The 24,603-nt window shown below is 68.7% G+C and carries 22 protein-coding genes; 13 read left to right on the top strand and 9 right to left on the bottom strand.

Annotated elements, in window-relative coordinates; genetic code table 11:
• Positions 1-108: 108 nt before the first annotated feature.
• The 4 genes from ACSHWB_RS02700 (at position 109) to ACSHWB_RS02685 (ending at position 5,222) form a co-directional block, all read left to right on the top strand.
• Positions 109-2,841 (top strand): nSTAND1 domain-containing NTPase, encoded by a 2,733-nt coding sequence (locus ACSHWB_RS02700; protein ID WP_439660503.1) that lies wholly within the window; start codon positions 109-111, stop codon positions 2,839-2,841.
• A 245-nt stretch (positions 2,842-3,086) separates the two neighbouring features.
• On the top strand, positions 3,087-3,665 hold the full coding sequence (locus ACSHWB_RS02695; protein WP_439660502.1) for an ABC transporter permease: 579 nt from the start codon (positions 3,087-3,089) through the stop codon (positions 3,663-3,665).
• Positions 3,662-4,429 carry an ABC transporter permease gene (locus ACSHWB_RS02690; protein WP_439660501.1) on the top strand — a complete coding sequence of 256 codons (768 nt, stop codon included), beginning with the start codon at positions 3,662-3,664 and terminating at the stop codon, positions 4,427-4,429. The genes ACSHWB_RS02695 and ACSHWB_RS02690 overlap by 4 nt, the downstream gene beginning before the upstream one ends.
• Entirely contained in the window at positions 4,413-5,222 is an 810-nt protein-coding gene (locus ACSHWB_RS02685; RefSeq protein WP_439660500.1) for an ABC transporter ATP-binding protein, read from the top strand. Before ACSHWB_RS02690 ends, ACSHWB_RS02685 begins: the two co-directional genes overlap by 17 nt.
• A gap of 304 nt (positions 5,223-5,526) precedes the next feature.
• Here the strand turns inward: ACSHWB_RS02685 and ACSHWB_RS02680 are convergent, their stop codons facing one another.
• A complete protein-coding gene (locus tag ACSHWB_RS02680; RefSeq protein ID WP_439660499.1) occupies positions 5,527-6,234 on the bottom strand; it encodes an IniB N-terminal domain-containing protein in 708 nt (235 codons plus the stop codon).
• Between the two features lie 175 nt (positions 6,235-6,409).
• A complete protein-coding gene (locus ACSHWB_RS02675; protein WP_439660498.1) occupies positions 6,410-7,579 on the bottom strand; it encodes a 4-hydroxybenzoate 3-monooxygenase in 1,170 nt (389 codons plus the stop codon).
• Positions 7,580-7,777: 198 nt separating this feature from the next.
• Between ACSHWB_RS02675 and ACSHWB_RS02670 the strand changes: the two genes are divergently transcribed.
• The 5 genes from ACSHWB_RS02670 to ACSHWB_RS02650 all read left to right on the top strand — a co-directional run bounded on the left by ACSHWB_RS02670 (position 7,778) and on the right by ACSHWB_RS02650 (position 13,767).
• Positions 7,778-8,773: an ABC transporter substrate-binding protein gene (locus ACSHWB_RS02670; protein WP_439660497.1), complete on the top strand. Its 996-nt coding sequence runs from the start codon at positions 7,778-7,780 to the stop codon at positions 8,771-8,773.
• 219 nt (positions 8,774-8,992) lie between these two features.
• The gene (locus ACSHWB_RS02665) at positions 8,993-11,761 is read left to right on the top strand and encodes a sensor histidine kinase (protein WP_439660496.1); all 2,769 of its coding nucleotides are present in this window, start codon (positions 8,993-8,995) and stop codon (positions 11,759-11,761) included.
• On the top strand, positions 11,758-12,180 hold the full coding sequence (locus ACSHWB_RS02660) for a roadblock/LC7 domain-containing protein (protein WP_030468876.1): 423 nt from the start codon (positions 11,758-11,760) through the stop codon (positions 12,178-12,180). Before ACSHWB_RS02665 ends, ACSHWB_RS02660 begins: the two co-directional genes overlap by 4 nt.
• A 16-nt stretch (positions 12,181-12,196) precedes the next feature.
• Positions 12,197-12,793, top strand: coding sequence for a GTP-binding protein (locus ACSHWB_RS02655; protein ID WP_439660495.1), 597 nt, complete (start codon positions 12,197-12,199; stop codon positions 12,791-12,793).
• Between the two features lie 455 nt (positions 12,794-13,248).
• Positions 13,249-13,767: a snapalysin family zinc-dependent metalloprotease gene (locus ACSHWB_RS02650; RefSeq protein WP_439660494.1), complete on the top strand. Its 519-nt coding sequence runs from the start codon at positions 13,249-13,251 to the stop codon at positions 13,765-13,767.
• 43 nt (positions 13,768-13,810) lie between these two features.
• Here ACSHWB_RS02650 and ACSHWB_RS02645 read toward each other — a convergent pair whose 3' ends face one another.
• The 5 genes from ACSHWB_RS02645 to ACSHWB_RS02625 form a co-directional block, all read right to left on the bottom strand.
• On the bottom strand, positions 13,811-15,643 hold the full coding sequence (locus ACSHWB_RS02645) for a diguanylate cyclase domain-containing protein (RefSeq protein WP_439660493.1): 1,833 nt from the start codon (positions 15,641-15,643) through the stop codon (positions 13,811-13,813).
• Positions 15,643-16,443, bottom strand: coding sequence for an SAM-dependent methyltransferase (locus ACSHWB_RS02640; RefSeq protein WP_439660492.1), 801 nt, complete (start codon positions 16,441-16,443; stop codon positions 15,643-15,645). Before ACSHWB_RS02640 ends, ACSHWB_RS02645 begins: the two co-directional genes overlap by 1 nt.
• Before the next feature lie 99 nt (positions 16,444-16,542).
• Entirely contained in the window at positions 16,543-16,986 is a 444-nt protein-coding gene (locus ACSHWB_RS02635) for a hypothetical protein (protein WP_439660491.1), read from the bottom strand.
• The gene (locus ACSHWB_RS02630; protein WP_439660490.1) at positions 16,964-17,581 is read right to left on the bottom strand and encodes an RNA polymerase sigma factor; all 618 of its coding nucleotides are present in this window, start codon (positions 17,579-17,581) and stop codon (positions 16,964-16,966) included. The genes ACSHWB_RS02635 and ACSHWB_RS02630 overlap by 23 nt, the downstream gene beginning before the upstream one ends.
• 54 nt (positions 17,582-17,635) lie before the next feature.
• The gene (locus tag ACSHWB_RS02625) at positions 17,636-18,532 is read right to left on the bottom strand and encodes a S8 family peptidase (protein ID WP_439660489.1); all 897 of its coding nucleotides are present in this window, start codon (positions 18,530-18,532) and stop codon (positions 17,636-17,638) included.
• Here ACSHWB_RS02625 and ACSHWB_RS02620 point away from each other — a divergent pair.
• Together ACSHWB_RS02620 and ACSHWB_RS02615 are read left to right on the top strand one after the other, a co-directional pair.
• A complete protein-coding gene (locus tag ACSHWB_RS02620) occupies positions 18,512-18,916 on the top strand; it encodes a hypothetical protein (protein ID WP_439660488.1) in 405 nt (134 codons plus the stop codon). The genes ACSHWB_RS02625 and ACSHWB_RS02620 overlap by 21 nt on opposite strands.
• A complete protein-coding gene (locus tag ACSHWB_RS02615) occupies positions 18,913-21,501 on the top strand; it encodes a CHAT domain-containing protein (RefSeq protein WP_439660487.1) in 2,589 nt (862 codons plus the stop codon). Before ACSHWB_RS02620 ends, ACSHWB_RS02615 begins: the two co-directional genes overlap by 4 nt.
• Here the strand turns inward: ACSHWB_RS02615 and ACSHWB_RS02610 are convergent, their stop codons facing one another.
• The gene (locus tag ACSHWB_RS02610) at positions 21,502-22,278 is read right to left on the bottom strand and encodes a hypothetical protein (RefSeq protein WP_439660486.1); all 777 of its coding nucleotides are present in this window, start codon (positions 22,276-22,278) and stop codon (positions 21,502-21,504) included.
• Positions 22,279-22,348: 70 nt separating this feature from the next.
• On the opposite strand from ACSHWB_RS02610, the gene ACSHWB_RS02605 reads away from it, so the two are divergent.
• Complete coding sequence (locus ACSHWB_RS02605; RefSeq protein ID WP_439660485.1) at positions 22,349-23,884, top strand: FAD-binding oxidoreductase; 1,536 nt, start codon at positions 22,349-22,351, stop codon at positions 23,882-23,884.
• On the opposite strand, the gene ACSHWB_RS02600 is transcribed toward ACSHWB_RS02605, so the two are convergent.
• On the bottom strand, positions 23,865-24,104 hold the full coding sequence (locus ACSHWB_RS02600) for a YggT family protein (protein WP_439660484.1): 240 nt from the start codon (positions 24,102-24,104) through the stop codon (positions 23,865-23,867). The genes ACSHWB_RS02605 and ACSHWB_RS02600 overlap by 20 nt on opposite strands.
• Before the next feature lie 118 nt (positions 24,105-24,222).
• Here ACSHWB_RS02600 and ACSHWB_RS02595 point away from each other — a divergent pair, with 118 nt between their 5' ends.
• Positions 24,223-24,552 (top strand): TfoX/Sxy family protein, encoded by a 330-nt coding sequence (locus ACSHWB_RS02595; protein ID WP_439660483.1) that lies wholly within the window; start codon positions 24,223-24,225, stop codon positions 24,550-24,552.
• The last annotated feature ends 51 nt before the right edge of the window (positions 24,553-24,603 follow it).

Below are 24,603 nucleotides of genomic sequence, written 5' to 3'. Positions count from 1 at the left end.
GCGTCCGAGCGGTGGAACGATCACGAAGCGCACGTCGGGGTGGTGACGGATTAGCGGGCTGTTAGACGGCGGGCGAACCTCTGGTGGACAATCCGGCCAGGAGGCGGCATGCCAAGAGGGGAACGTCCGCTGGGTCCGGAGGACACCGCGCTGCTGCGGTTCGCCGGTGACCTGCGCAGACTGCGTGACCAGGCAGGCAAACCGAGCTACCGCGAGCTGGCTCGGCGCGCGAACTACTCGCCGACCGCGTTGTCCGACGCGGCCGGTGGGCGCAAGCTGCCCTCACTCGCGCTGACGCTCGCCTTCGTGCGGGCCTGCGAGGCCGACCCCGGCTCGTGGACGAAGCGATGGCGCGAGCTCGCCGCCGAGCACACGCAGCCGTTGCACCCGAACACGCCGTACCCCGGCAACGCGCCCTTCACCGAGGACGACGAGAAGCGGTTCTTCGGGCGTGAGTGCCTCGTGGAGCAGATCGTCGAGTCGGTCAAGGCCAAGCCCCTCACCGTCGTCCTCGGCGCCTCCGGGTCGGGCCGGACGTCGCTGCTGCGAGCCGGCCTGCTGCCCGCCCTGGAAGACGCCGTGGTGGTCACGCCCGCGAGCGACCCGATCGGCGACCTGGCCGCTGCCCTCGCCGAGGTCTTCGAGAACACCACCGTCGACCGGCTGGCCGCGGAGTTCCGGGAGGACCCCGACCACCTCCGGCTGCGGATCCGCCAGCACCGCCCTGGCCTCGTGCTGCTCGTCGACGACGTCGAGAAGGTGCTGGACGCGGACGACTTCCTCGCCGCAGTCACCCGTTGTCCCCACGTCGTGCTCTTCCTGCGTGCCGACGAGCAGCAGCGCTGGCGGGCCAAGGGCATCGAGGGCACCGAGATCACCATCGAGCCGATGAGCGCGGACCAGCTGCGCCGCGCGATCACCGAACCCGCCGCCAAGATCGGCGCCACCGTCGAGACCGCGGTGATCGCACAGCTGGTCGCCGACGCCGCGAACCAGCACGCGCTGCCGTTGGTGCAGCAGGCGCTGGTCGAGACGTGGCGGCGCAAGCGCGGCATGACGTTGTCGCTCGCGGGCTTCGAGGAGTCCGGCGGCCTCGAACACGTCGTCGTGCAGGCCGCCGAGAGCTTCTTCGCGGACCTGCCGGAGGCCGAGCAGGACACGGCCAGGAAGATCTTCCTGCGCCTCGTCTCGGTGCAGCGCAACGGGAACCCGCAACGCCGCACCCGCCCGTTGGACGTCGACAGCCGCCTGCTGGACCTCCTCGTGCGGGCCAGGCTGGTGACGCTCACCGAGGACGGCGCCGAGCTGACCCACGACGCCGTGCTGCGCTGGCCGAGGCTCGCCGGGTGGATCGCCGAGGAACGCGAGAACCTCAGGACGCACCAGCAGCTCGTCACCGCGATCGAGCTGTGGGAGGCGAGCGACCGCGACCCGCTGGCGCTCTACCGGGGAGTACGGCTGCGCAAGGCCAAGGAACTCGGCGAGTTCTTGACGGTGCAGGAACGCCGGTTCGTCGACATCAGCACCAGGCGCGAGACGCGCCGTTCGACGGCGTTGATCGCGGTCATGGCGGTGCTGATCGCGTTGGTGCCCGGCACGGTCGTCTACGCGCTCTCCAACGAACGCAAGATCACCGAGATGCACGACCGCGAGCTCGGCGGCAAGGCGCTGTCCCAGTCCGAGGCGTTGCTGGAGCAGCGGCGGCCGTACGCGGACAAGTTCGCGCTGGTCGGTTACGAGGTCAGCCCCTCGCCCGAGGCGGAGAAGGTGCTGCGGCTCGCCAGCGCGGTCGCGCGCGCCATGCCGTTCACCGGCACGCCCAAGGAGGACGCGGACGTGGTGGTCGCCCCGCGCGGCGAGATGGCGGCGGTGACGGACCAGGACGGCACCGACCGGATGTGGAGCCTCGACGACGACAAGGCGGTGCCCGGCAAGAAGTTCGCCGACCGCCACCGGGTCGTCAAGCTCGCCGAACGCCGTGCCGTCACCAAGGACTACAACGGCCAGGAACACCTGTGGGCCGTCAACGACGCGGGTGACATCACCTACCTCACGGAGCTGCCGAGCCGGTTCCGCACGCTCGACCTCAGCCCGGACGGCTCGCGGCTCGTCGGCAAGGTCGGCAAGGCGGTCGAGGTCGGGCTCCCGACACCGGACGAGTCGGAGTACGCGGAGCTCTACGACCTGAGCGACCCGCGCAACCCCCGCAAGCTGCCGATGCCGGTGCGCAACCCCGAGACCGTCGCGCTGAGCCAGGACGGCCGCGAGCTCGCGACCAGCGTTTGGGACCCCGCCGCCGGCAACACGAACATCGAGTTCTGGAGCATCGGCGGCACCGTCGAGTCCGCAGGGCCGGCGTTGTCCGAGCACGCCTACGTGCGCGGCATCACCTACAGCGCCGACGGACGATGGCTCGCCGTCGAGCACTCCGCGCCGGAGTCGATCGTCGAGGTGTGGCAACGGGTGCCGAGCGGAACGCCCGTTCTGCGCGCACGGCTCGACACCGCGTTGCGTGCCGGAGCACGTGTCACGTTCTCCGACGACGGCCGTGTGGCAGTGGTCCGTGACAACGTTTTCGAGGTGCACCAGCTCTACACGGACGACCGTCCCGCGGACCGGCTCGTGTACGTCGTCGGGCACGGCAACTCGTCGCGCGCGGTGTACCGCCCGCAGAACCGAGACTTCCTCGTCCGCAGCGGGGGCCAGGACCCGGAACTGCTGCCGTACGACCTCGACACCGGGCGGATCATCAAGCGGATGTGCGAAAAGACCGGCGCACGGCTCACGGACTCCGAATGGGTGAAGAGCTTCGGCGAAGTGGAGCGCGTGGAAGTCTGCTGACCGCCGCGATGTGTGGGAAACAACCCGGAGTTGAGCGGGCACGCATTGTGAACTGGAGATCCACTCTCTAGGGTGACCGAGTGCGTGCGTTCACACGGGGACTCATCGGCATTGCCGGGTTCCTCGCGCTCTGGGAGCTCTTAGGACGCTCTCCCCTTCTACCTGCTGACTCGCTTCCGCCACCGTCCGTCGTGTTCGGTGAGCTCGTCACGCAGTTGACCTCTCCCGCCTTCATGAGTCATGTGGTGGCAACAGTCCTGGCGGTGCTGATCGCCATCTCGATCGCCATCGCCATCGCGGTGCCGAGTGGACTGGTGCTCGGCAGCGTTCCCGCCGTGCGCCACGCGACCCGCGCGGTCATCGAGTTCCTGCGCCCGATCCCTTCTGTGGCACTGATTCCGCTCGCTCTGGTGATGCTGGGGTTCGGCCCGGAAACGAAGATCACGCTCGCGGTCTACGCCGCGCTGTGGCCGATCTTGTTCAACACCATCTACGCGCTCGACGAACTGGACCCCCTGCTCGTCGAGACGTCACGGGTCTTCGGCACCGGGCGCGTGGGTGTGCTGTTCCGCGTGGCCCTGCCGAGCGCGTTGCCGTTCGTCCTCACCGGAATCAGGCTCGCGGCGACGACCGCGCTGATCGTGATGGTGAGCGTCGAGCTCATGGCCGGCAGCCAGATCGGGCTCGGTTTCTTCATCATGGAGGCCCGCAGCGGGCCCGGACGTATGGACCAGGTGCTCGTCGGCACCGTGGTCGCGGGCGCGATCGGCGTCCTGCTGAACAGCGGTCTCGAGCGCGTCCGCCGGCGTTGGGTGGCCTGGTGAACAAGTTTCTTCAACGGTGGACCGTGTTCGCCGGTCTCGTCGTCGTGTGGCAGTTGCTCGGCATGCTGGCCGAGGACCCGTTCTTCCCGCCGCCGTCCGACATCCTGGTCGCGGCCTGGGAGTGGTGGGTCCTGGAGCCGGAGAACGTCACCGAGCACATCCTGCCGTCGATCGGCAGGTTGCTGTCGGGCTGGGCGATCGCGTCGGTGATCGGCGTGGCGCTGGGCCTGCTGCTCGGCCGCTCGGACCGGGCGATGGAGTACGCGGGACCGCTGCTGGTGTTCCTGCGTTCGATCCCGCCGCCCGCACTGGTGCCCGTGTTTCTGTTGCTGTTCAAGACGGGCACGTCGATGCAGCTCGCGACGATCGTCTTCGGCGTGATCTGGCCGGTTCTGCTCAACAGCGTGGACGGTGCCCGTTCCGTCGACGTGACCAAAGTGGACACTTCCGCCGTCTTCCGGATCCCGCGCTACCAGTGGGTTCTCGGCGTGGTGCTGCCCGCGGCCTCCCCGAAGATCTTCGCGGGACTGCGGGTGTCGCTCTCTCTGTCGCTGGTGCTGATGGTCATCTCCGAGCTCGTGGGCACGGACAACGGCATCGGTTCTCAACTCATTCAGGCACAGCGCGAGTTCGACTACACGCGCATGTGGGCGGGCATCGTCCTGTTGGGCGTGCTCGGCTACGGACTCAACACCGTGCTTCTGGCGGTGGAACGCAGGGCTTTGGCTTGGCAACCGAGGAGCAGGGATGAGCAACATGCTTGAGGTGGCCGACCTGGGCCACACCTACGGTGACTACGAGGCCATCGGCGGCCTCACGTTCAACGTCCGCGCCGGCGAGCTGGTGTGCGTGGTCGGACCCTCCGGGTGCGGCAAGTCCACACTGCTGCGCACCATCTCGGGACTCATCGCGCCCTCCCGCGGTGGCGTGTCCCTCAACGGTTCCCACCTCGCGGTGGTGTTCCAGGACTACCAGCGTTCCCTGTTCCCGTGGCTCACGGTGCAGGGCAACGTGGAGTTCCCGCTGCGGTCCCTGCCGCGCGCCGAGCGCCGCGCTCGTGCCGCCGAAGCCCTGGAGTGGGTGGGTCTCGGCGCGGCGGCCAAGAAGCGGCCGTGGCAGCTTTCCGGTGGTATGCAACAACGTGTGGCGATCGCGCGCGCTCTGGCGTACCGGCCGGCGTTGTTGCTGATGGACGAGCCGTTCGCCTCGGTGGACGCGCAGACCCGGTTCGAGTTGGAGGACCTGTTGCTTCGCGTGCGTCGTGAGCACGACACGACCGTTCTCGTTGTCACGCACGACATCGACGAGTCCGTGTACCTGGGTGACCGCATCCTGGTGCTCTCCGGCTCGCCCGCCCGCCTGGTGGCGGACCTGGACGTCCCGCTGCCCGCCGAGCGCGACCAGGTGACCACGCGCACGGACGAGGCCTTCGTGGCGCTGCGGTCCAAGGTGGCGCGGTTGCTCAACGTCGGTGGCAAGCAGACGCTGGACGTGGACAAGTGGGCTGCGGCGGAACGGGAATCGTTGAGCGAGACTGTGTCTTCCGCGAGTAGCTAGTTCGTGCAGGGCGTTGCCCAAGCAAGCGCCGGGGCGCCAACTAAGGCGCCACGAAGGCTGAGCCCCCCGGACCGCAGCGGTCCAGGGGGCTCAGCTGTGTTCTGGGCACGCCAGGCTCAGAGGAGGGGGCAAAGCCTGGCGTGCCTGAGGAGGGCGCTCAGATGCCTTGTGGGGCATGACAAGGCGTGAGCCCGGGTTGGCGCCCCGGCGCTCGCTTGGGCAGCGCCCTGCCTGTGCTGCCTACTCGTTCAAAACACAGCGCTCGCTTGGGCAACTCCCTGCCTGTACTGGTTACTCGTTCACATCACAGGTGGATGTCCAGGTCGGCGCCGTTCCCGATGCCGCCGTCGAGCACGTCGATGTTGCCCAGCTTCACGTCGCCGATGACCTGGCCGAGGTCGTTGTGGACGTCGCCGATCTGAGCGACGTCCTGCACCACGTTGCCGGTGACGTTGTCGGTCACGTCGAGGACGTCCTTGACGTCGACGTCCACCGAGCCCACGACGTCCTTGACCAGCACGTCGGTGTCCACGACGTCCTTCACCAGAACGTCGGTGCCGAGGTCCTTCACGACCACGTCGGCCACGCCGGTCACGTCGTGCACGGCCGCGACGTCGGTGACCTCGGTGACGATCTCGTTGGCGTTGACCAGGTCCAGCGTGCCGGTCACGTCGCTGACGCCGCCGAAGTCCGTGACCAGCGCGGTGATGGAGGCGGGGGCCGCGACACCGGCGATGCCCGTGACGCCGTCGAGGTTGCCGGTGACCAGCTTGAGGCTGTCCGCGGCGGTCAGGTCGCCGGCCTCGGCCAGGACCTCGTCGATGGCGTCGATCTTCACGACGGACGCGCTGTCGAGCACCAGCGGCAGGATCTCGTGCACGTCCACCGGCGAGATGTCGCCCAGACCCGCGGCTTCGAGGGTGCCCTCCGGGTCGAGCTGGAAGGCCTCACGGGCGTCCAGGTCGCCGAGGAGGTTGAGGGTGAAGTCGTGCAGCGTGGTCTGGGTGGCCATGGAACTCGAGCTCCCTGTGGATGGTTCGGGGGATGTCGTGTTGAACCGTATGGACGAACGACATCCCCCGGCATCGGGAGTTGGCCCCAGATTGTGACGTATCGAGAACCCTAGGGGGAGTCCGTCACCCGTTAGGGGGACGGGGAATTCACCCTTGAGGGTCGTCTTTTCGCCATCAGGGGCCGACGTAGTTCTCCGCGAACGTGGCTCGGTAGGCGGGGGACTCGGCCAGGTGCTCCAGCCTCGCCTGGGCCAACCGTCCGAAGAACGGGGAGCTGACGTCGGTGTGGATCATGTTGACCATCCACTGTGAAAATTCCTGTGCCCGCCAGACGCGGTGCAGGCAGTCGTCCGAGTAGGTCTTGAGACCCGTCTCGGACCCGGTGGCGTAGAAGTCGATAAGTGCACGTCCGAGCGTTGCGGCGTCGTTCATCGCGAGGTTCATGCCCTTGGCACCGACCGGGGTGATGATGTGGGCTGCGTCACCCAGCAGGTAGAGCCGGCCGTAGGACATCGGCTCGACCACGTGGCTGCGCATGTCGAGAACGCGCTTCTCGATGATCTTTCCCTCGGTCAGTCCCCATGACGAATCGTGCAGTGCGAAGCGTTTGTGCAGCGCTTCCCAGACCTGTTCGTCGGACCAATCCTCGGCCTTTGTTCCGACCGGCACCTGCAAATAAAAGCGGGACACCGTCGGCGACCGCAACATATGCCCCGCGAATCCATCCTCGTGCAGGGCGTAAATGATGGCTTTAGTCGACGGAGGAGCCTCCGCGAGAATGGCCAGCCACTCGATCCCGTGCTGGTGCGTGAATTCGGACAGGACGCCCTCGGGAATGGACGGCCGGCTCACGCCGTGGAACCCGTCGCACCCTGCCACGAAGTCGCTCGTGATGGTTTCGCGGGTGCCGTCTTCGCTGGTGAAGGCCACCGTGGGGCAGGACGACGTCAGGTCGTCCAGCTCCACGTCGCTGACCGAGAACCGGATGTCACCTCCGCTGTCCAGAAATCCCCCGATGAGGTCCTTGACGACTTCCTGCTGCGGGTAGACGTAGTGTTCGCGACCGCCGTAGAGGTCGCTGTAGGACACCTGGAACGCCTGGCCGCTCACGCGGAATTCACACGTACCGTGACGGTCTGCTTCCATCAGCAAACGATCTGCCAGTCCGAGTGACTCCAGCATGGTTACGGAGCGGTGCTCCAGGACTCCTGCCCGTGCACGTGTTTCCACATGGGTACGACTAGCTTTTTCGAGCACAACGCAGTCGATACCTGACTGCTGGATCAAGTTTGCCAAGGTCAGACCGGCCGGCCCTGCGCCGACAACGGTCACGGAGCGCTTCAACTGGGGTTCTCCTAGCCCTAGACCTGCTGTGCTTAGATGCTCACCGCAGGTAGTTGACTGGAACCTGCTCGTGTCGGTCAACTGGGGTCTTTTGGAGCAGCGTCATTACTCTGAGTGGTTGACCGTCGCGATCCTTCCCCGCAACGACGACACCGCTCCGACAGGAGAGTGCTCCCGATGACTCGAAGAGTCCGCCGTATGGCCATCCGTGGCATCGCCCTTGCCACGCTGCTCGCCACCGTGGCGAGCTGTGGTGCGCTCGGCGGCACAGAGCAGGCACCCCAGACTGGCCAGAACACCAGTGGTCCGGTCGAGAAGGCCAAGATCACTCTGGGGGTCCTTCCCATCCTCGACGTGGCGTCCGTCCACGTCGCGATCAAGAAGGGTTACTTCGCGGCCGAGGGCCTCGAGGTCAACCTCAAGGTCATCGAGGGTGGAGCCAAAGCAATCCCCGGCTTGATCAACAAGGAACTGGACTTCACCTTCGGCAACTGGGTCTCGTTCTTCGCCGCCCAGTCGAAGGACGTCGCGAAGGCAGTCGACGGAATCAAGCTCATCTCCGACGGCTACCAGGCAAAACCCGACATGTTCCTGATCTTGGCCGGCGGTGACTCCGCCATCAAGAGCCCCGCTGACCTCGCGGGCAAGACCATCGCGATCAACACGTTCAAGAACATCGCGGAGCTGACCGCGAAGGCGACTCTCGAGGCCGCGAACGTGGACGTGAGCACGGTCAAGTTCAAGGAGATGGCGTTCCCGGACATGCAGGCCGCTGTCCAGAACAAGTCCGTCGACGCCGCCTTCATGGTCGAGCCGTTCATCACCCGCGCCCAGCGCGCCGCCGGTCAGATCAAGGTGCTGGACGCCGCGACCGGCCCGACGGACAACATCCCGATCGCCGGCTACGCCACCAGCGGTGAGTTCGCCAAGAACAACCCCAAGACCGTCGCGGCGTTCCAGCGCGCGATGGCCAAGGGCCAGGCCGACGCCACCGACCGTCCCACGGTCGAGCCGCTGCTCGTGGAGTACGCCAAGGTCGACAAGGAAACCGCGGGTCTCGTCCACTTCGGTGCCTTCCCGACCACGCTCGACGCGACGCGCCTGCAGCGCGTTGTCCAGCTGATGCAGCGCTACCAGATGCTGGACAAGGAGCTCGACGTCAAGCCGATGCTCATCCAGCCTTCCGGTAGTTGACGAACCGCGCGGGCGGCTGTGATCAAGCCGTGATCAAAGCCGTCCGCGCGAACGTTTCGTCCAGATGAATTATCGCGTGAGGGCCGTTTAGCGGCCTGTTCGTATGTTGTTGATTCTCGAACCACTGTTTTGTCGTCCGAACGGCGGTATGAGAACAGCGCGTTTTACTCCAAGATCCACCAGGTTTGCTGCTATTAAACGGGGCGGGGAGTGTTGACGGTGCGCGGTCGTGAGGACCAGCGAGGCATCGACCGGTTCCGCCTACGCAACTGGCGGCTGCGGAGCAAGCTCGCGGTGGTGTTGCTAGTTCCAGCCCTGACTACCGCGACTCTCGCGGGTCTGAGGCTGAACACCCAGCTCGACGACGTCGAACTCTTCGGCAACGTCCAGCGCGAGCTCGCCGTGAGCCACCAGGCCGCGAAGGTGGAAAACGCTCTACAGGTCGAACGTGACTGGGCAGTGCAATGTGTGGCCGCAGGCAGGCAGAACGCGTGTCCCGAACACGCCGCCCGCACGGGTCTCACGGACACTGAACTGGGCAAGTACAGGGAATCGGGCGCGACGGCCACGGCCTTGAGCGCGCCCCTGCAGGAGTCGTTCACGAAGTCGCTCCAGTCGCTCGACGGACTGGCGAGCTTGCGCGTGACGCTGCTGAGCACGAAGTACCCCGACGTCGCTGTGATCAGCGCGTACAACCAGATCATCGCGTCGCTGAGCACGGTGCACCGAGCCGCGGTGTCCAGCCTCAGCGAGCCGGAGATCGTTCCACTGGTCACCGCCGCGCAGGCGCTCTACACCGCGCAGGAGCAGCTCGGCCAGCAGAACTCGATCCTGACGTCCACCGCGCTGCGCAAGGGTTTCGCACCCGGCGCCGCGGACGAGCTGCGGTCCGCGCAGTCCCGGCTGGACGCGGCGTTCACCGAGTTCAACGACGTGGCGTCGTCGGGCAACCAGCAGAAGTTCCAGGACGTCGTGTCCGGTTCGGCCGTGGACGGTCGCAACCGGCTCGTGCGGCTGGCGCTCGCGCAGGACGCGGAGCGCAAGCCCGTGTCCATCACGGACGCCGAGGTGCTCAAGATCGGTCAGGACACCGCGAACCTGGTTCGCGAGGTCGCGACCGAGCTCGAGGCCCAGGCCGACGCGACGACCACGCGCCTCGCCGACACGGCCCGTTCGGACGCGTGGCGCGACGCCGGACTGGTCGCGATCTCACTGCTGATCGCGTTCGGTCTCATGGCGATGGTCGCGCAGTCCATGCTGCGGCCGCTGCGAGTGCTGCGTCGCAGCGCGCTCGACGTGGCCCGCAACCAGCTGCCGGACGCCATTCGGCGAATTCGTTCGCACCGCGATCCCGAACGGGCCGCGGAAGAGGCGATCGTCCCGGTGCCGCTCAACACGACCGAAGAGGTCGGCCAGGTGGCGCGGGCGTTCGACCTCGTGCAACGCGAGGCCGTCCGCCTCGCCGTCGAGCAGGTGGCACTGCGCGCGAACGTCAACGACATGTTCATCAACCTGTCGCGGCGCTCGCAGGCGTTGGTGGAACGCCAGATCAGCGTGATCGACCGGCTCGAGCAGGACGAGCAGGACCCGGACCACCTGGCGTCGCTGTTCGAGCTCGACCACCTCGCCACGCAGATGCGGCGCAACAGCGAGAACCTGCTCGTGCTCTCCGGTACGACGGTCAACCGCCGCGTCACCCGCCCGGTGGCGATCGCCGAGGTTCTCGGCGCCGCGGTGTCCGAAGTGGAGAAGTACGCGCGCGTCCAGATCGCACCGACGCCGGAACTGATGGTGCAGGGCCGCGTGGTCAACGACCTCGCGCACCTCGTCGCCGAGCTGCTCGACAACGCGACGGCGTTCTCCAAGCCCAGCACCAAGGTGACGGTGCGGACGATAGAGACCCGCAAGGGCGAGGTCGCGATCCGCATCCACGACCGCGGCGTCGGCATGCAGGAGAACGACGTCGTCGAGTTCAACGCGAAGCTCGCCGAGCCGCCGGAGGTCGACGTCTCGGTGGCCCGCGAGATGGGCCTGTACGTGGTCGGCCAGCTCGCGAAGCGCCACGAGATCCGCGTGACGCTCGCGAACAACGACGACATCGAGGGCGGTGTCACCGCTCAGGTGATCCTGCCGATCTCGTTGCTGCACAAGGGAGCCGCGCCCGCGCTGCCCCTGCCGGCCGCGCCGGTCCAGGCCGCGATCGAGTCCAGCAGCACCGGCGAGGGCCTGTCCGGTGTGCCGAAGTGGACGCCGGAGCACCCGCTCGTCGTGTCGGCGCCCGCCACCGCGGACGAGAACTCCGGGCGGCACCGCATCGAGCAGACGTCCGCGGACGGCCTGTTCACCGCGCGGATCGAAGCGGCGGAGGTGGCCGCGGAGGAGGGTTACTCCTACGAGCCGCCGGTCGAGCGACCGGTCGAGGCCGCCACGGAGATCTTCCCCGCGATCGTCGACGAACCGCTGATCTCGCACGACGACCTGTCGAAGTGGTTCAAGACCCCCTCGGCGCCAGAACCGTCCACGAGGGCCGTTCCGTCAGCGGAGCCGGAACGTGCCGAGCACGACGAGTCCGACGACCTCGCCACCGTGAACGGCCTGCCCAAGCGGCAGCGTTCGGCGGACACCGTGAAGATCGAGGCACCGACCGCGGTGCCGCGCGCGGTCGCCGACTACGCCGAGTCCGAGTGGGGAGCGGCGGACGAAGGCTGGAAGGCCGCAGGCGCCCTGGACAAGGGCTCGCCCGCGGCGACGACGGAGAACGGTCTGCCCAAGCGCGTCCCGAAGGCGCGCCTGGTTCCCGGTTCGCTGCCGAAGCCGTCGTCGCCGGCACCTCAGCTGACGACCACCTCGGCCATGCCCGGCCGGTCCGCCGACCGGTTGCGCCAGCGGTTCGCCACGTACCAGAAGGGTGTTCAGATGGGCCGCGAGTCGCTCTTCGACTCCGCCGTCGGAGGCATCCCCGTGATCGCAGAAAGGGAACGCCAGTGACCACCGCGACTGAGGAACTGGACAACTTCAGCTGGCTGGTCGAGGACTTCGTCAGCAGGGTTGCCGGTGTCGCACACGCGATCGTCGTCTCCGCCGACGGTCTGTTGCTCGCTTCGTCCGACCGTCTGCCGCACGACCGCGCGGAGCAGCTCGCCGCCGTCTCGTCCGGCCTGGTCTCGCTGAACCTCGGCGCAGCGCGTTGCTTCGAGGCCGGTGAGGTCAAACAGACCGTCGTCGAGATGGAGCGGGGCTATCTTTTCCTGATGTCCATCAGCGACGGGTCCTGTCTCGCCGTGCTCGCCGCACCCAACTGCGACATCGGGCTCATCGGTTACGCGATGACCCGGCTGGTGGAGCGGGTCGGCCTCCAGCTCACGCCGGAGATCCGCGCCCAGCTGCACGTTTCCATGCGAGCCTGAGTAGAGAGAAGTTCCCATGAGCAACGGTGCTCCGGGTCGTCCGGGGTCACCTGGGGCCGACCTGAACGTGATGTCGTCGAAGATCGTCATCGCGGGTGGGTTCGGTGTCGGCAAGACGACGTTCGTCGGGTCGGTCTCCGAGATCACCCCGCTGACGACCGAGGCCGTGATGACCCAGGCCTCGGTCGGAGTCGACGACCTGTCGATGGTGCCGGACAAGGTGACCACCACGGTGGCCATGGACTTCGGCCGGGTGTCGCTGGACAAGGACCTGATCCTGTACCTGTTCGGCACGCCCGGTCAGCACCGGTTCTGGTTCATGTGGGACGACCTCGTCCGCGGTGCCATCGGTGCGGTGGTCATGGTCGACACCCGCAGGATCGACGAGGCGTTCGCGCCCATCGACTTCTTCGAGGACCGCGATCTGCCTTACGTGATCGCGGTGAACTGCTTCGACGGGCTGATGCACCACCGTGCGGAAGAGGTTCGGGACGCGCTGACGATTCCGTCGTCGGTGCCGATAATCCCGTGCGACGCCCGCAACCGGCAGTCCACGAAGCAGATCCTGATCACGCTGGTGGAGCACGCGTTGCGCCAGCCTTCGTTCGCGTAGAACGCAAGACCCGCTCCCGCGGTAACGGGGCCGGTGCCGTGAGGCGCCGGCCCCGTTCGCGTTGTGCGGTAACCCTTTCGGTGAAATGGCCGATGACCCTCCAGTCCCGGACTCGGAAGGGCGGAACGCGCCCGCCCGCCGACATGCGCGTCGTCACTGCGTGCTTCGCGCTTCCCCGTGACCTGTCGTTCCGCCTTCTGGTCCATCAGAACCGGAAGGGTGTGAACAGTTATTCGCCCGTTCGGCGGCGTCCTGTCCGGCACAGGAGTCCGCGCGAAGTCCGGTAGTAGGGCGTGTTTTCCCTTGCCGCACGGCGTTTCGGCGCGCAAGGTGTTGCGATCACCTACGAACGCTCTTGACCGTGCCAGCGCTGCTTCACACTTGACTCTTCTTGTGCGCCAACGGTGCGGCGATACAGTCGGGGTGCAATTACCCTGCATTGCGAGGAGATTCCTGTGTCCCTGCGCAAAACAATTGCTGTGGTCGCCAGTGCTGCCGCCCTCTCGGTCGGTCTCATCGGCACCGCGGAAGCCGCGCCCCGCACGCTGACCTACAACTCGTCCGGCGCCGCTGAGTTCGTGGCGGCCGTCGACGCGGGCGCGAACGTGTGGAACACGCAGCTCCCGAACACCATCAAGCTGGTGAAGGTCGCCGGGTCCGCGAACATCACGATCGTCGCGGACAACGGCTGGCCCCGTGCCCAGACGACGAGTCTGGGGCGCGGCAAGATCTGGATGGGCCGTCAGGCGGTGACCGAGGGCCACAACAAGACCCGGATCGCCGCGCACGAGCTCGGCCACATCCTGGGTCTGCCGGACCGTCGCACGGGCCTGTGCACCGACCTGATGTCCGGTGCGAGCGCCGGCACGTCGTGCACGAACCCCAACCCGAACTCCGCGGAGAAGGCCGAGGTCGTGCGGAACTTCGGTGGCACCGTGACGGTTCAGGCGACGACGTTCGAGGACGCTGCCTAAGACGCTCGTGGGTGGTTGTGGTCTCCCTGACGGCCACAACCACTCACCGCGAGACCACCAGGTCCACTCCGAGCGCCTGGAGCTCGTCCGGGTCGCCTGGACCGCCGATCACGTGCACGCCGGCCGACCGCAGCAGCGGGACCATGAGCGCGAGCCCTTGCCGCGCCAGCCTTTCCGACGGCGGCCGTGCCAGCCGGACACCCCACACCGGACTGCGGTCCACAGTGGACAGCCCGCCGAACCCGCCGCCGAACTCGTGCAGCAGCACGCGCACGCCCATGTCGTGCAGCACCTCGAGGTTCTCCTCGCCGTCCGGCATCGACCGGACGTCCAGCGCCAGGAACAGCGACGACGCCGGGAAAGACGCCGCGCGCAACGTGGACCGCACGTGCGCCGCCAGGTCCGGGTCGCGCGACTGGTCCCGCGACAACCGGATGAGCACCGGTTCCCCGCGCGAGCAGGCGTCCTGCAGCACCAGTTGCCCGACTCGTGACGCCAGGCCGAGAGCGTCCGCGTAGGCGACCACGTCGTCGTGCCGGGTGGCACCCCAGCGCAGGGACGCCTCCACGAAGGCGAGGGATCCCGAGGCCCACGACACCGGCGCGTACTCCACGGAGATCTCGCCGTTCTCGAAGGCGCCGGGCATCGCGGCGATCCGCGCGAACCGGGCGCGGTCAGCGGCGTCGGCCTCGTGGTCGTAGATCGCCCACTGCCTCTTGCCGCCGGTCTCGGCTCTTCGCAACGTCGAGTGCGCGCGCCGCAGCACCGCCATGGGGTCCGTACCGGGGCCGGAGGTGTGCACGAAACCGATCGACGTCGACACCGCGACGCCGGCGCCCTCCAGGTACACCGGCTCGGACAGCTCCTCGTCGATCGTCGCCGCCAGCGCCGCCACGTCGGGCGAGCCGTGGATCAGCACCACGAACTCGTCACCGCCTACCCGCGCGACCACGGCGTCGGGTAGCACGACCCGCAGCCGCCGCGCCACCTCGACCAGCACGGCGTCGCCGGCCACGTAACCGAGGCCGTCGTTGACGATCGTCAGGCTGTCGACGTCCAGGTATCCCAGCGTGTACGGCTCACCGGTCGCGAGCGCGGACTCCAGCTTGTCGGTGAACGACGCCCGGTTCGGCAGGCCCGTCAGCAGGTCGGTCAGCGACTGGTGTCGCAGCCAGTCCTGGAGCATGCGCTGTTCGGTCACGTCCTCGATCAGCGCGACGTGGAACTTGGGCAGCCCGTCCGACCCGCGCAGCACGGACAGGACGATGTTCGCCCACACCGTGTCCCCGTTGTCGCGGGCGAGCTCCCACTCGCGCCGCGAAGTGTCCACAGAGGACGCGATCATCCGTCGGCAGGCGTCGGCCAGTGCGACCGCGTCCCGTTCGGCGAAGAGCTCCTTGGGCATCTCCTCGTAGCCGAGGATGGCGGCCAGCGCCTCGTTCGCCTCCACGACGGTGCCGTGCAGGTCGAAGATCGCGATGCCCACCGCCGTCGTCGCGAAGACCTGGGCGAACCGCGCCTCGCTGTCGTGCAGGTCGCGCTGCGCGTCCTCGACGGCCTTCAGCAGCGCGTTCTTGACCTTCTCCTGCTCGGCGAACAACTGGTCGCGCGTGGCCCGCACGTAGCCGGACGCCAGCGCGCCGAGCACCTCGGGGGAGAACTCCGGGCCGAGCACCTCCAGCGTGCGCCGCAGCGAGTCCGGTCCGGTGAAACGCTTGCGCACCAGCCATTCCCCGATGGCCACCGCGGCGCGCCCAGCACGAAGCCGGGCGGCGTGCTCGTCGAGGTGCTGCGTCAGCCTTCGCCGCGACATCGGCGAGTACGCGCTCTCGATCAGAACAGCCGCCCAGCGCTGTGCGAGGGGCGAGGAGGCCATCAGGGCTTGCGGCCCACCGCGGCGTAGAGGTTCGCCTTCGTCGGCTCGTCGCCGACGTCCTCGGGGGTCTCCGGCCGCCACTGCGGCGTGAACACGATGCCGGGCTCCACGATCTCCGTGCCCGCCAGCATGTCCGCGACCTGAGCCTTGGTGCGAGGCGTGATGGGCTCCGCGGTCTTCGCGAAGATCTCCTTACCTGCCGCCATGGCCGCCGGCATGCTGTCCGCGGTGAAGTGCGACAGCGCCACGTACGAGCCGGACGAGAGGGACTCCACGTAGCGGGCCAGCACGCCCCACGGGTCGTCCGAGTCGGGGATGAACTGCAGGACACCCACGACCAGCAGCCCGACCGGCTGGGAGAAGTCCAGGTGCTGCCTGGCCTGCGCCACGACCTTCTCCGGTTCGCGCAGATCCGCCAGCAGCGCCGTCACGTTCGGCTCGTCCGCCAGCATCAGCTCGGCGTGCGTGATCGCGACCGGCTCGAAGTCGACGTACACGATCTTCGACTCGGGGGCGACCTCGTGCGCCACCTCGTGCACGTTGCCGACCGTGGGGATGCCCGAACCGAGGTCGAGGAACTGCCGGATGCCGAGTTCCGCCAGTTCGAGGACGGCACGGCGCAGGTAGGCGCGGTTGAGCCGCGCCATGCCCCGCACCGGAAGCACCTTGATCAGTGCCTCGGCAGTCGCGCGGTCCGCCTCGAAGTTGTGACCGCCGCCGAGCAGGTAGTCGTAGATCCGGGCGGAACTCGGAACGTCGACGTTGACACCTTCCGGAACCCAGCTGACTCGATCGACCACAGCTGCACACCTCTCGCGATGCGAATTCTGAGCGTCGACAACCCTACTGGCCGTGCAGGTAGGCCGAACGAGCGAATTACCCCATCACACGAATGTATGTCAGAGGATAAACCAATCGGTGCAACCGCTTGCGAAACGGAACTTCACCGGTCCCCGCGGTGCGACCCCCATGACGAACATCCCCAGTTCATCGGCCACCGCCGTCTCGTGGTCGCCGTTCGGTGTCACCAGCGTGACGGATCCGGTCGCCGGCATCAGCTGGCCGGTGATCCCCGCCGCCGACACCTCCACCTGCAGCGTCACGCCGTCCGCGTCGAACACCAGCTGCCGCGCCGTCGACGTCGACCGCGCACGGGCGAACAGCGTGTCGTCCAGCACCGAGTCGTACGACGTGATGAGCAGCAGCTCCTCGTCGATGTTGCGCCAGGTGAACGCGGCCTTCGCGGCCTCCACGAACTCCGGCGGCACGTCGTCGGAAGGTGTGCTCAACGCGTCGCGCAAGGCGTCGAGCAGTACGTCGTCACTGTCCCAGTCGTGCCGCACCCAGCACACCTCCTCTCTTCACCGGTGATCCCAGGAACGCCGAGAGCGCCGGGGTCTTCCTCAACTTCTCCAGGCAACGTATCCGCGTCGGTCCGATGCTGCCGACCGGCATCGCGAGCTCTTCGCTCACGACCTGGTAGCTCGGCGGCGGGTCGGTCATCAGCTTCGTCAGCAACCGCTTGCACTGCTCCGTGAGCTCGGCGAACCCATCGCGCAACGCCTGCCGCCGCTCCACGGCCAGCAGGTCCGCCTCGACGTCCGCGTCCACCTGCTCCGACTCCAGCGCGTCGGACTCGGACAACGGGTCGTAGAGGTGCGTCCGCTGCTGCACCCGCAGCACGCGCAGGCACTCGTTGCGGGTGGTCGTCATGATCCAGCCCGGCAGTGCCTCCGGCTCGCGCAGTCGTCCGATCTGCTCCACGAGCCGGAGCCACAGCGTCTGGTTCACGTCGGCCGCATCCGTCGGGCGCAGCCGGTGCTTGTAGATCACCGACACCACCAGCGGCGTGTAACGGTCCACGATCTCGTTCCACGCCGACTGATCGCCCTCGGCCGCCGCGCGCACGAGCGCGGCGATCGGGGATGCAGAACTCACGTCGACTCCTTGCGGTCACAACTGGCGGAGGGCGAGGTTGCCTCGCAGATACAACTATTTGACGAAAATTCCGTAGCCGGGGTGGAAGTCCGGCCCGGTGAGCAGCTTGTCACGCGCCTGACGTGCGTCGATGCCGTCCGCGACCATCGTGGCGGCGATCCGCCCTGTGACCAGGGGAGCGGCGAAGGACGTGCCGTACCAGTACGCCCACAGTGCGAACGGAGTAGCGGAGGCCTCGCCCGGCAGCTGCCACTCGCCCTTGAGGTAGGTCGAGGCGCGGTTGCCGATCGCGCACGCGTCGACCCAGTGGCCCCAGTTCGAGTAGAAGGCGGGGACGATCGAGCCGTCGCGCTCCTGCTGGGCGGCGGCGACGGCGGTGACCCCGCACAGCGCCGCGGGCCAGCTCGGCCGCTGGGTGCCCTGGTTGCCGGCGGAGGCGACCACGACGATGTCGTCCGGCAGCGCCTCGATGGTGCGGCGCAGCGGTTCGGAGGCCACGTCGTCCTCGGTGAAGCAGCCGAGCGACAGGTTCAGCACGTTGACCTTCTTGCGGCCCAGCTCGGTGATCTTGCGGCAGATCCGTTCCTCGTCGCCGAACCCGTTCGGGTCGAGGCCGATCTCCGGGTCGAACGTGACGCCGGGCGCCGCGTTCTGGATGACGCCCGCGACGAACGTGCCGTGCCCGCCCTGCAGCGCGAAGTTGTCGCCACTGCTGTAGGCGGCGTCGACGTCGTCGGCCTCCTTGGCGTAGCGGCCGCCGAACCAGTCGGAGTGCTCGCTGTCGGCGCCCTGCGAGATGCCCGTGTCGATCACGCCGACGCGGACGTCCTTGAGGCGCTCGTCGAACTTCGGCGCGGACACCGGGTCGGCCGGGTAGGGCCGGTCGCCGGGGTTGCCCATCACGAGGCCGCCGTGGCCGACGATCACGTGGTGCGGCTGCACGAGCGGCACGCGCTCGTTCGGCCAGTTCCGCTGGTCGCGCAGCAGGCGAACAATGCGAGGAATGTCCTCCGCGTTGTTCGGCAACGTCAATCGCGCCAATCCGGCGAATCCTTCGCCCGGCCGGGCGACGATGTCGTTTTCGCGCAGCTTTTCGATCACGCGTTGTTGATCCTCGGCTGCGACGAGCAACTGCCCCGGCCGATAAAGGAATTCACGCCCGCGTTCGGCGTGGAAGCTGATGGTCTTGTCCTCGGCGATGAGCTGCAGGAAAGCTCTTTGATAAAGCTCCGCGCTTTCTGGCGTTTTCGACACCACGGCCTCACTAAAGCAGCGTTGACGGGCACCCCGACCGAGCTTGATCAAGCTACCACAGCGGATAAAGTGTTGCCGTGACCGACTTTTGTGCGGAGGACGCGCTGGAGGCCAGGCAGCGCAACCCGCGCGCGGCCGTGGAGATGGCCCGCGCTGTCCTTCGCGCGACGGAGGATCGTTCGGAATGGTCGATCGCCGAGCGCGCGATCGGCCTCGCGCTGCGGGAGATGCACGACTTCCCCGGCGCGGCCCGGCATCTGCGTCGCTCGATCAGGATCGCCTCGGACGCGGGCCTGCCCCGGCTGGCCGCGCTGGCCCAGATGAGCCTCGCGTGGGTGCTCGCCTACACGGGCAAGCAGAAGGCCGCGCTGACGTTGCTGGACGACGCCATGCCGGAGCTGACGGGCGCGGACTCGGTGGCCGCCCTGATGCAACGCGGTGTCGTCTTCCACTACCTGACCCGCTACGACGACGCGCAACGCGACTACACCGCGGCCATCGCCGGCGCACGCCGCGTGGGGGACCAGCTGGTCGAGGCGCGCGCTCTCAACAACCGCGGCCTCGTGCGCGCGTACGTGGGGAACATGCGTGAGGCGTCGGCGGACTTCTCGCTGGCGGCTTCTCTGCTGGGTGAGCTCGGGCAGGAGCTCGGCGTCGCCGACGTGCACTGGAACGCGGGCATCATGGCGACGCGTGGCGGTGACGTCCCCGCCGCGCTGACGTTGTTCGACAAGGCGGAAGAGGTGCACCGCCGGCTCGACGTGATGCGGCCGGTGCTGCTGGTGAACCGGCTGGAGCTGCTCGTCTCGGTGCCGTTGCTGGACGAGGCGCGGGCCGCGGCCGACCGCGCGATCACCGAGCTGAAGGCGTTGAAGAACCCGCTGGGCGTCTCGGAGGCCCTGTACTTCCGCGCTCGGATCGCCCTGCTGGACGACGATCCCGACGCGGCCAACGGGTTCGCCGCCGAGGCGCGCCGTCGTTTCCGCCGCGAGCAACGCCTGCTGTGGGCGGCCGGTGCGCGGTACCTGGAACTGCACGCGGCGGTGCTGCGCGGGGACCGCACGCGTCCGCTGCGTCTGGCATTGTCTCGCGTCGCGTCGGAGCTGGACGCGATGGACTGGCGGTTGCCCGCATTGGAGGCCCGCATCGACGCCGGTCTGGTCGCCGCCGATCTTGGGCACCGGGCGCGTGCTGTCGCGGAGCTGACGGTGGCGGCCGGTGCGCGGCTGCGCGGCCCGGCCGGTCTGCGCGTGCGCGGCTGGTACGCGGAAGCGTTGCGCCGCAAGCTCTCCGGTGACGTGCGGGGCACCTCCTCCGCGTTGCGCCGGGGGATCGGGCTGCTGGACGAGTACCGGGTCTCGCTGGGCGCGGCCGAGCTGCGGGCGTCGGCGGGCGTGCAGGGCCAGGCGCTGGCCCTGGAAGGTCTGCGGCTCGCCCTGGCTTCCGGCAACGCAGCGCGCGTGCTGTCGTGGACCGAGAGCTGGCGGGCAGGGGCGTTGCGGATGAAGTCCGTGTCGCCGCCGGACGACCCGCGTCTCGAGGACGCGCTGGCGTCACTGCGCGCGGTGGCGGCCGACGTGGAATCCGCTGTGCTGGCCGGGAAACCCGCCGGTGCCCTGCGCGCCAAGCTGGTCCGCGCCGAGCAACGCGTCCGCGACCTCACCCGCCAGATGTCGGGCGAGGTGTCCGTCTTCAAGCCGCCGTCGGTCGGGGCGCTGGTGTCGACCCTGGGCTCGTCGGCGTTGATCGAGTTCGTCGAGTACGACGGCGTGCTGATGGCCGTGGTCCTGGCCGGCGGACGTGCCTCGCTGCACTCCCTGGGCGCGGTGGAGGGCGTGGTCCGCGAGATCCGCCTGCTCCGCTTCGCCCTGCACCGCCTGGTGACCCTGCCGCCGAACCTGCCGAACCTGGCCGTGGCGCGTTCGTCCGCAGCCCACGCCGCCGCCCTGCTGGCACGCCGCCTGCTCGACCCGCTGTCGTCGCGGATCGACGGCCGGCCCCTGGTCGTCGTCCCGACCGGAGCCCTGAACGGCCTGCCGTGGGCGGTGCTGAACCGCCAGGTGACCGTTGCCCCGTCGGCTTCAGTCTGGCTGCGCGCGTGTTCTGTCGCGGACGCCTCCGGCGAGGCGGTGCTGGCCGCCGGGCCGCGGATGGCCGCCGCTCCCGCCGAGATCAAGGCCATCAGCGCCCACGTGCCGGGCCGCGTCCTGGTGGACGCCGAGGCGACGGTGAGCGCCGTCGCGTCCGCAATGGACGGTGCCGCGCTCGCCCACATCGCCGCCCACGGCTCGTTCCGCGTCGACAACCCGCTGTTCTCGGCCCTGGAGCTGGCCGACGGGCCGTTGACCGTCTACGACATCGAACGCCTGCGCCGGCCGCCGACCCGCGTGGTGCTGTCGGCGTGCGACACGGGCCAGTCCGCGGTGCGTCCCGGTGATGAGCTGATGGGCTTCACGGCCGCCCTGCTGGGGCTGGGCACCCGGACGCTGATCGCGCCCGTGGTGCCGGTGCCGACCGACGGCACGGCTCCGGTGATGGTGGAACTGCACCAGAAACTCGCTGCCGGGATGGCGCCGGCCGAGGCACTTGCCGCCGTGCAACGGGCTGCCACCGAGGACGCTGCTTATGCGGCGGCCGTCGGCTTCGTCTGCTTCGGCGCCGGCTGATCACTTCGGCGGGCGCTGGGAGTGGACCGCGCCTTTGGCGGTGCACCCGAGCGTAGCGTTCGGTGTGTTCGAGGGGCCCTGGACCTGGACGGCGGTGGTGCCGTCCGCGAACCGTGCGCCCACAAGACATCTGCCGTGGCCACCGTCGGCGCTGATGCCGACGTCGCCGTCCTCGACGAACGCGTCGAGGGTGGGTCCCAGCCACGACAGCCTGGTCTTCTCGTCGATCGACAACGGCGGGAGCTGTGCGCGCAACGCCGTGAGCACCTCGTCGCGAGAGGGTGCGGGCGGGAGTGCGACGAGGACCTGCCGGAAGGCGTCCGCGTAGTTCTCCGGCACGCCGCCACGCCGGACACCCGGCGGGTACAGCGCCTCGGCGCCGGGTGGGCAGTCGACCCGGGAAGGGCCGCCGGCCTGGCCGTAGTAGTTGAACTCCATGCGGTAGCAGGCGGTGATGGCGGCCTGCTGGAACCACATGCCGCTGAACGCGCCGTGGTGGATGCGGAGGACCAGTCGCGCGCTGGGTTCCTCCAGGTCGACGAGGCGGTTGCCGATGTCGGTGAACTCGATGACCTCCCAGCCGCGGCACTCGCTGTCGGCGTCGAGCGCGCGGCGGGCGAACGCGGCCGCGCTGTCCGGCACCGGGTACCTGGCGAGGCATTCCGCGGCTCTCTCTGCGCTGTCGTCGGTCGTCGAGTCGCCTTCCGGTCGCGCCGCGAACCAGGCGAGCGCGGCGAGCACGGCCGCCACCAAAGCCACGATCCCCCAGCGCCTCATGGCCTCGACGCTAGTGCTTCGCGGTCACGGGCATTCCAGAACTTGACCGTTTCGCTTATGGTTGCGCGTCATGACAACGAGGTCGTGGTGGGGCTGGGGCAACGTCGAGGACGCCGTCACCCCGGAAGAACGTCGTGCGCTGGTCGAACGGGTCCGGGCCGTGCTGCCGGACTCGGACCTGACCTTCCACGAGCCACCGGAGCCGTCGTCGCTGGACCTGCCCGGCCCCCGTGTGGTGCCGCCGGGTGACCTCTACTCGACCGATCCCGTCGACCGGCTCGCGCACGCCCGCGGCCAGGCCTATCGCGACGTCACCCGCAACCTCGCCGGCGACATCGGCACGCTGCCCGACGCCGTCGCCCGGCCGCGCACCGAACAGGACGTCGTCGACGTGCTCGACTGGTGCGGGTCGAACGGCGTCGCGCTGATCCCGTTCGGTGGCGGCACTTCCGTCGTCGGCGGGGTCGAGCCGCGTGACCTGGACCGGGTCGTGACGCTGGACCTCGGTGGGCTGGACCGGGTGCTGGAGGTCGATCCGACCAGCCGTGCCGCCCGGATCCAGGCGGGCGTGCTGGGGCCGTCGCTGGAGACCCAGCTGAAGCAGCACGGCCTGACGCTGCGGCACTTCCCGCAGTCGTTCGAGTTCTCGACGCTCGGCGGCTGGCTCGCGACCCGCGCCGGCGGCCACTACGCCACGCTCCACACGCATGTCGACGACCTGACCGAGTCGCTCAGGGTCGTGACGCCGCAAGGGATCTCCGAGTCGCGCCGGCTGCCGGGATCGGGTGCGGGGCCGTCGCCGGACCGGCTCTTCCTGGGTTCGGAGGGCGCTCTGGGCGTGATCACCGAGGCGTGGATGCGGCTGCAGGAACCGCCGGTCCACCGTGCGGGTGCCTCGGTGCGGTTCGCGTCGTGGGAACGGGCCGTCGAGGCGACGCGGCTGATCGCGCAGTCCGGGCTCCACCCGGCCAACTGCCGGCTGCTGGACCCGGCGGAGGCGTTCCTCAACGCCGGGTCGCCGTCCGCCGTGCTGGTGCTGGCCTTCGAGTCCGCGGACCACCCGGTCGACGCGCTGCTCGCCCGCGCGCTGGAGCTCTGCGGCGACGGCGAGGTCGTCGAAGGTGCGGCTGGACGGTGGCGGAAGTCGTTCCTGCGCATGCCCTACCAGCGCGACGCGATGGCCCAGCACGCGATGATCACCGAGACGTTCGAGACGGCCTGCACCTGGGACCGCTTCCCCGAACTGCACGCGGCGGTGACGGAAGCGGCGACCGAGGCGCTGCGCAAGGTGTGCGGCATCGGCATCGTCACGTGCCGCTTCACCCACGTCTACCCGGACGGCCCCGCGCCCTACTACGGCATCTACGCGCCGGGCCGCTGGGGCAGCCTCACCGCGCAGTGGGACGAGATCAAGGCCGCGGTCTCCGAGGCGTTGCTGGGCGCGGGCGGCACGATCACGCACCACCACTCCGTCGGCCGCGACCACATGCCCTGGTACACGCGCCAACGGCCGGACGTCTTCGGCGCGGCCCTGTCCGGTGCCAAGGCCGCGCTGGACCCTCAGGGCGTGCTCAACCCAGGCGTCCTCACCACACGATCGACCTGAGGATCAGCGCCGCGATGAACACCACCGTGAACGCGAGGTCCAGCCCGAACCCGCCGAACCGCACCGGCGGCAACACCTTGCGCACCGGCGCCAGCACGGGCTCGGTCACGCCGTGCGTCACCCGGCGCACCTTCCACACCCAGTCACCGCGCGCCTGCAGCGTGACTGCCCAGTCCACGATCATCCGGCCGATCATCACGATGATGAACAGCGTCAACACCCAACCGACGATCCACCCGACCAAGCCGAACAAGATGGGCCTCCCTTTGTCCTGTATGTCCATGAAGCCACACGAAACTGAGAGGCGCCTGGCAACTCGCTGAGACAGTATTCAGCGCATGGCGTACGACGAGGGCCTGGCTCACCGCCTGGGCGAGTCGCTGGGCGACCTTCCCGACCTGGACACCCGGAAGATGTTCGGCAGCCTGGTGTTCCTCTGGCGGGGAAACATGCTGGTCGGAGCACTGGGGCCGGACCTGATCGCCCGTGTCGGGCCGGAGGCGCAGGCCGACGCGCTGGCCCAGCCGGGTGCCCGCGTCTTCGACTTCACCGGGCGGCCGATGAACGGCTGGGTGGTCGTGGACGGGGAGGCCGTGGCGGAGGACGAGGCGCTGGAGGAGTGGGTCGGGCGGTGCCGGGAGTTCGTGGAGGGGTTGCCGCCGAAGTGAGCCTGGTGGAACGGGTCCTCGACGTGACCCGTGGTGCCGACCGCCGTCGTG

This window comes from Lentzea sp. HUAS TT2 (assembly GCF_051853195.1).
GTDB lineage: Bacteria > Actinomycetota > Actinomycetes > Mycobacteriales > Pseudonocardiaceae > Lentzea.
Note: the sequence above shows the minus strand (reverse complement) of the source record. Positions and strands in the feature narration are given on the sequence as shown.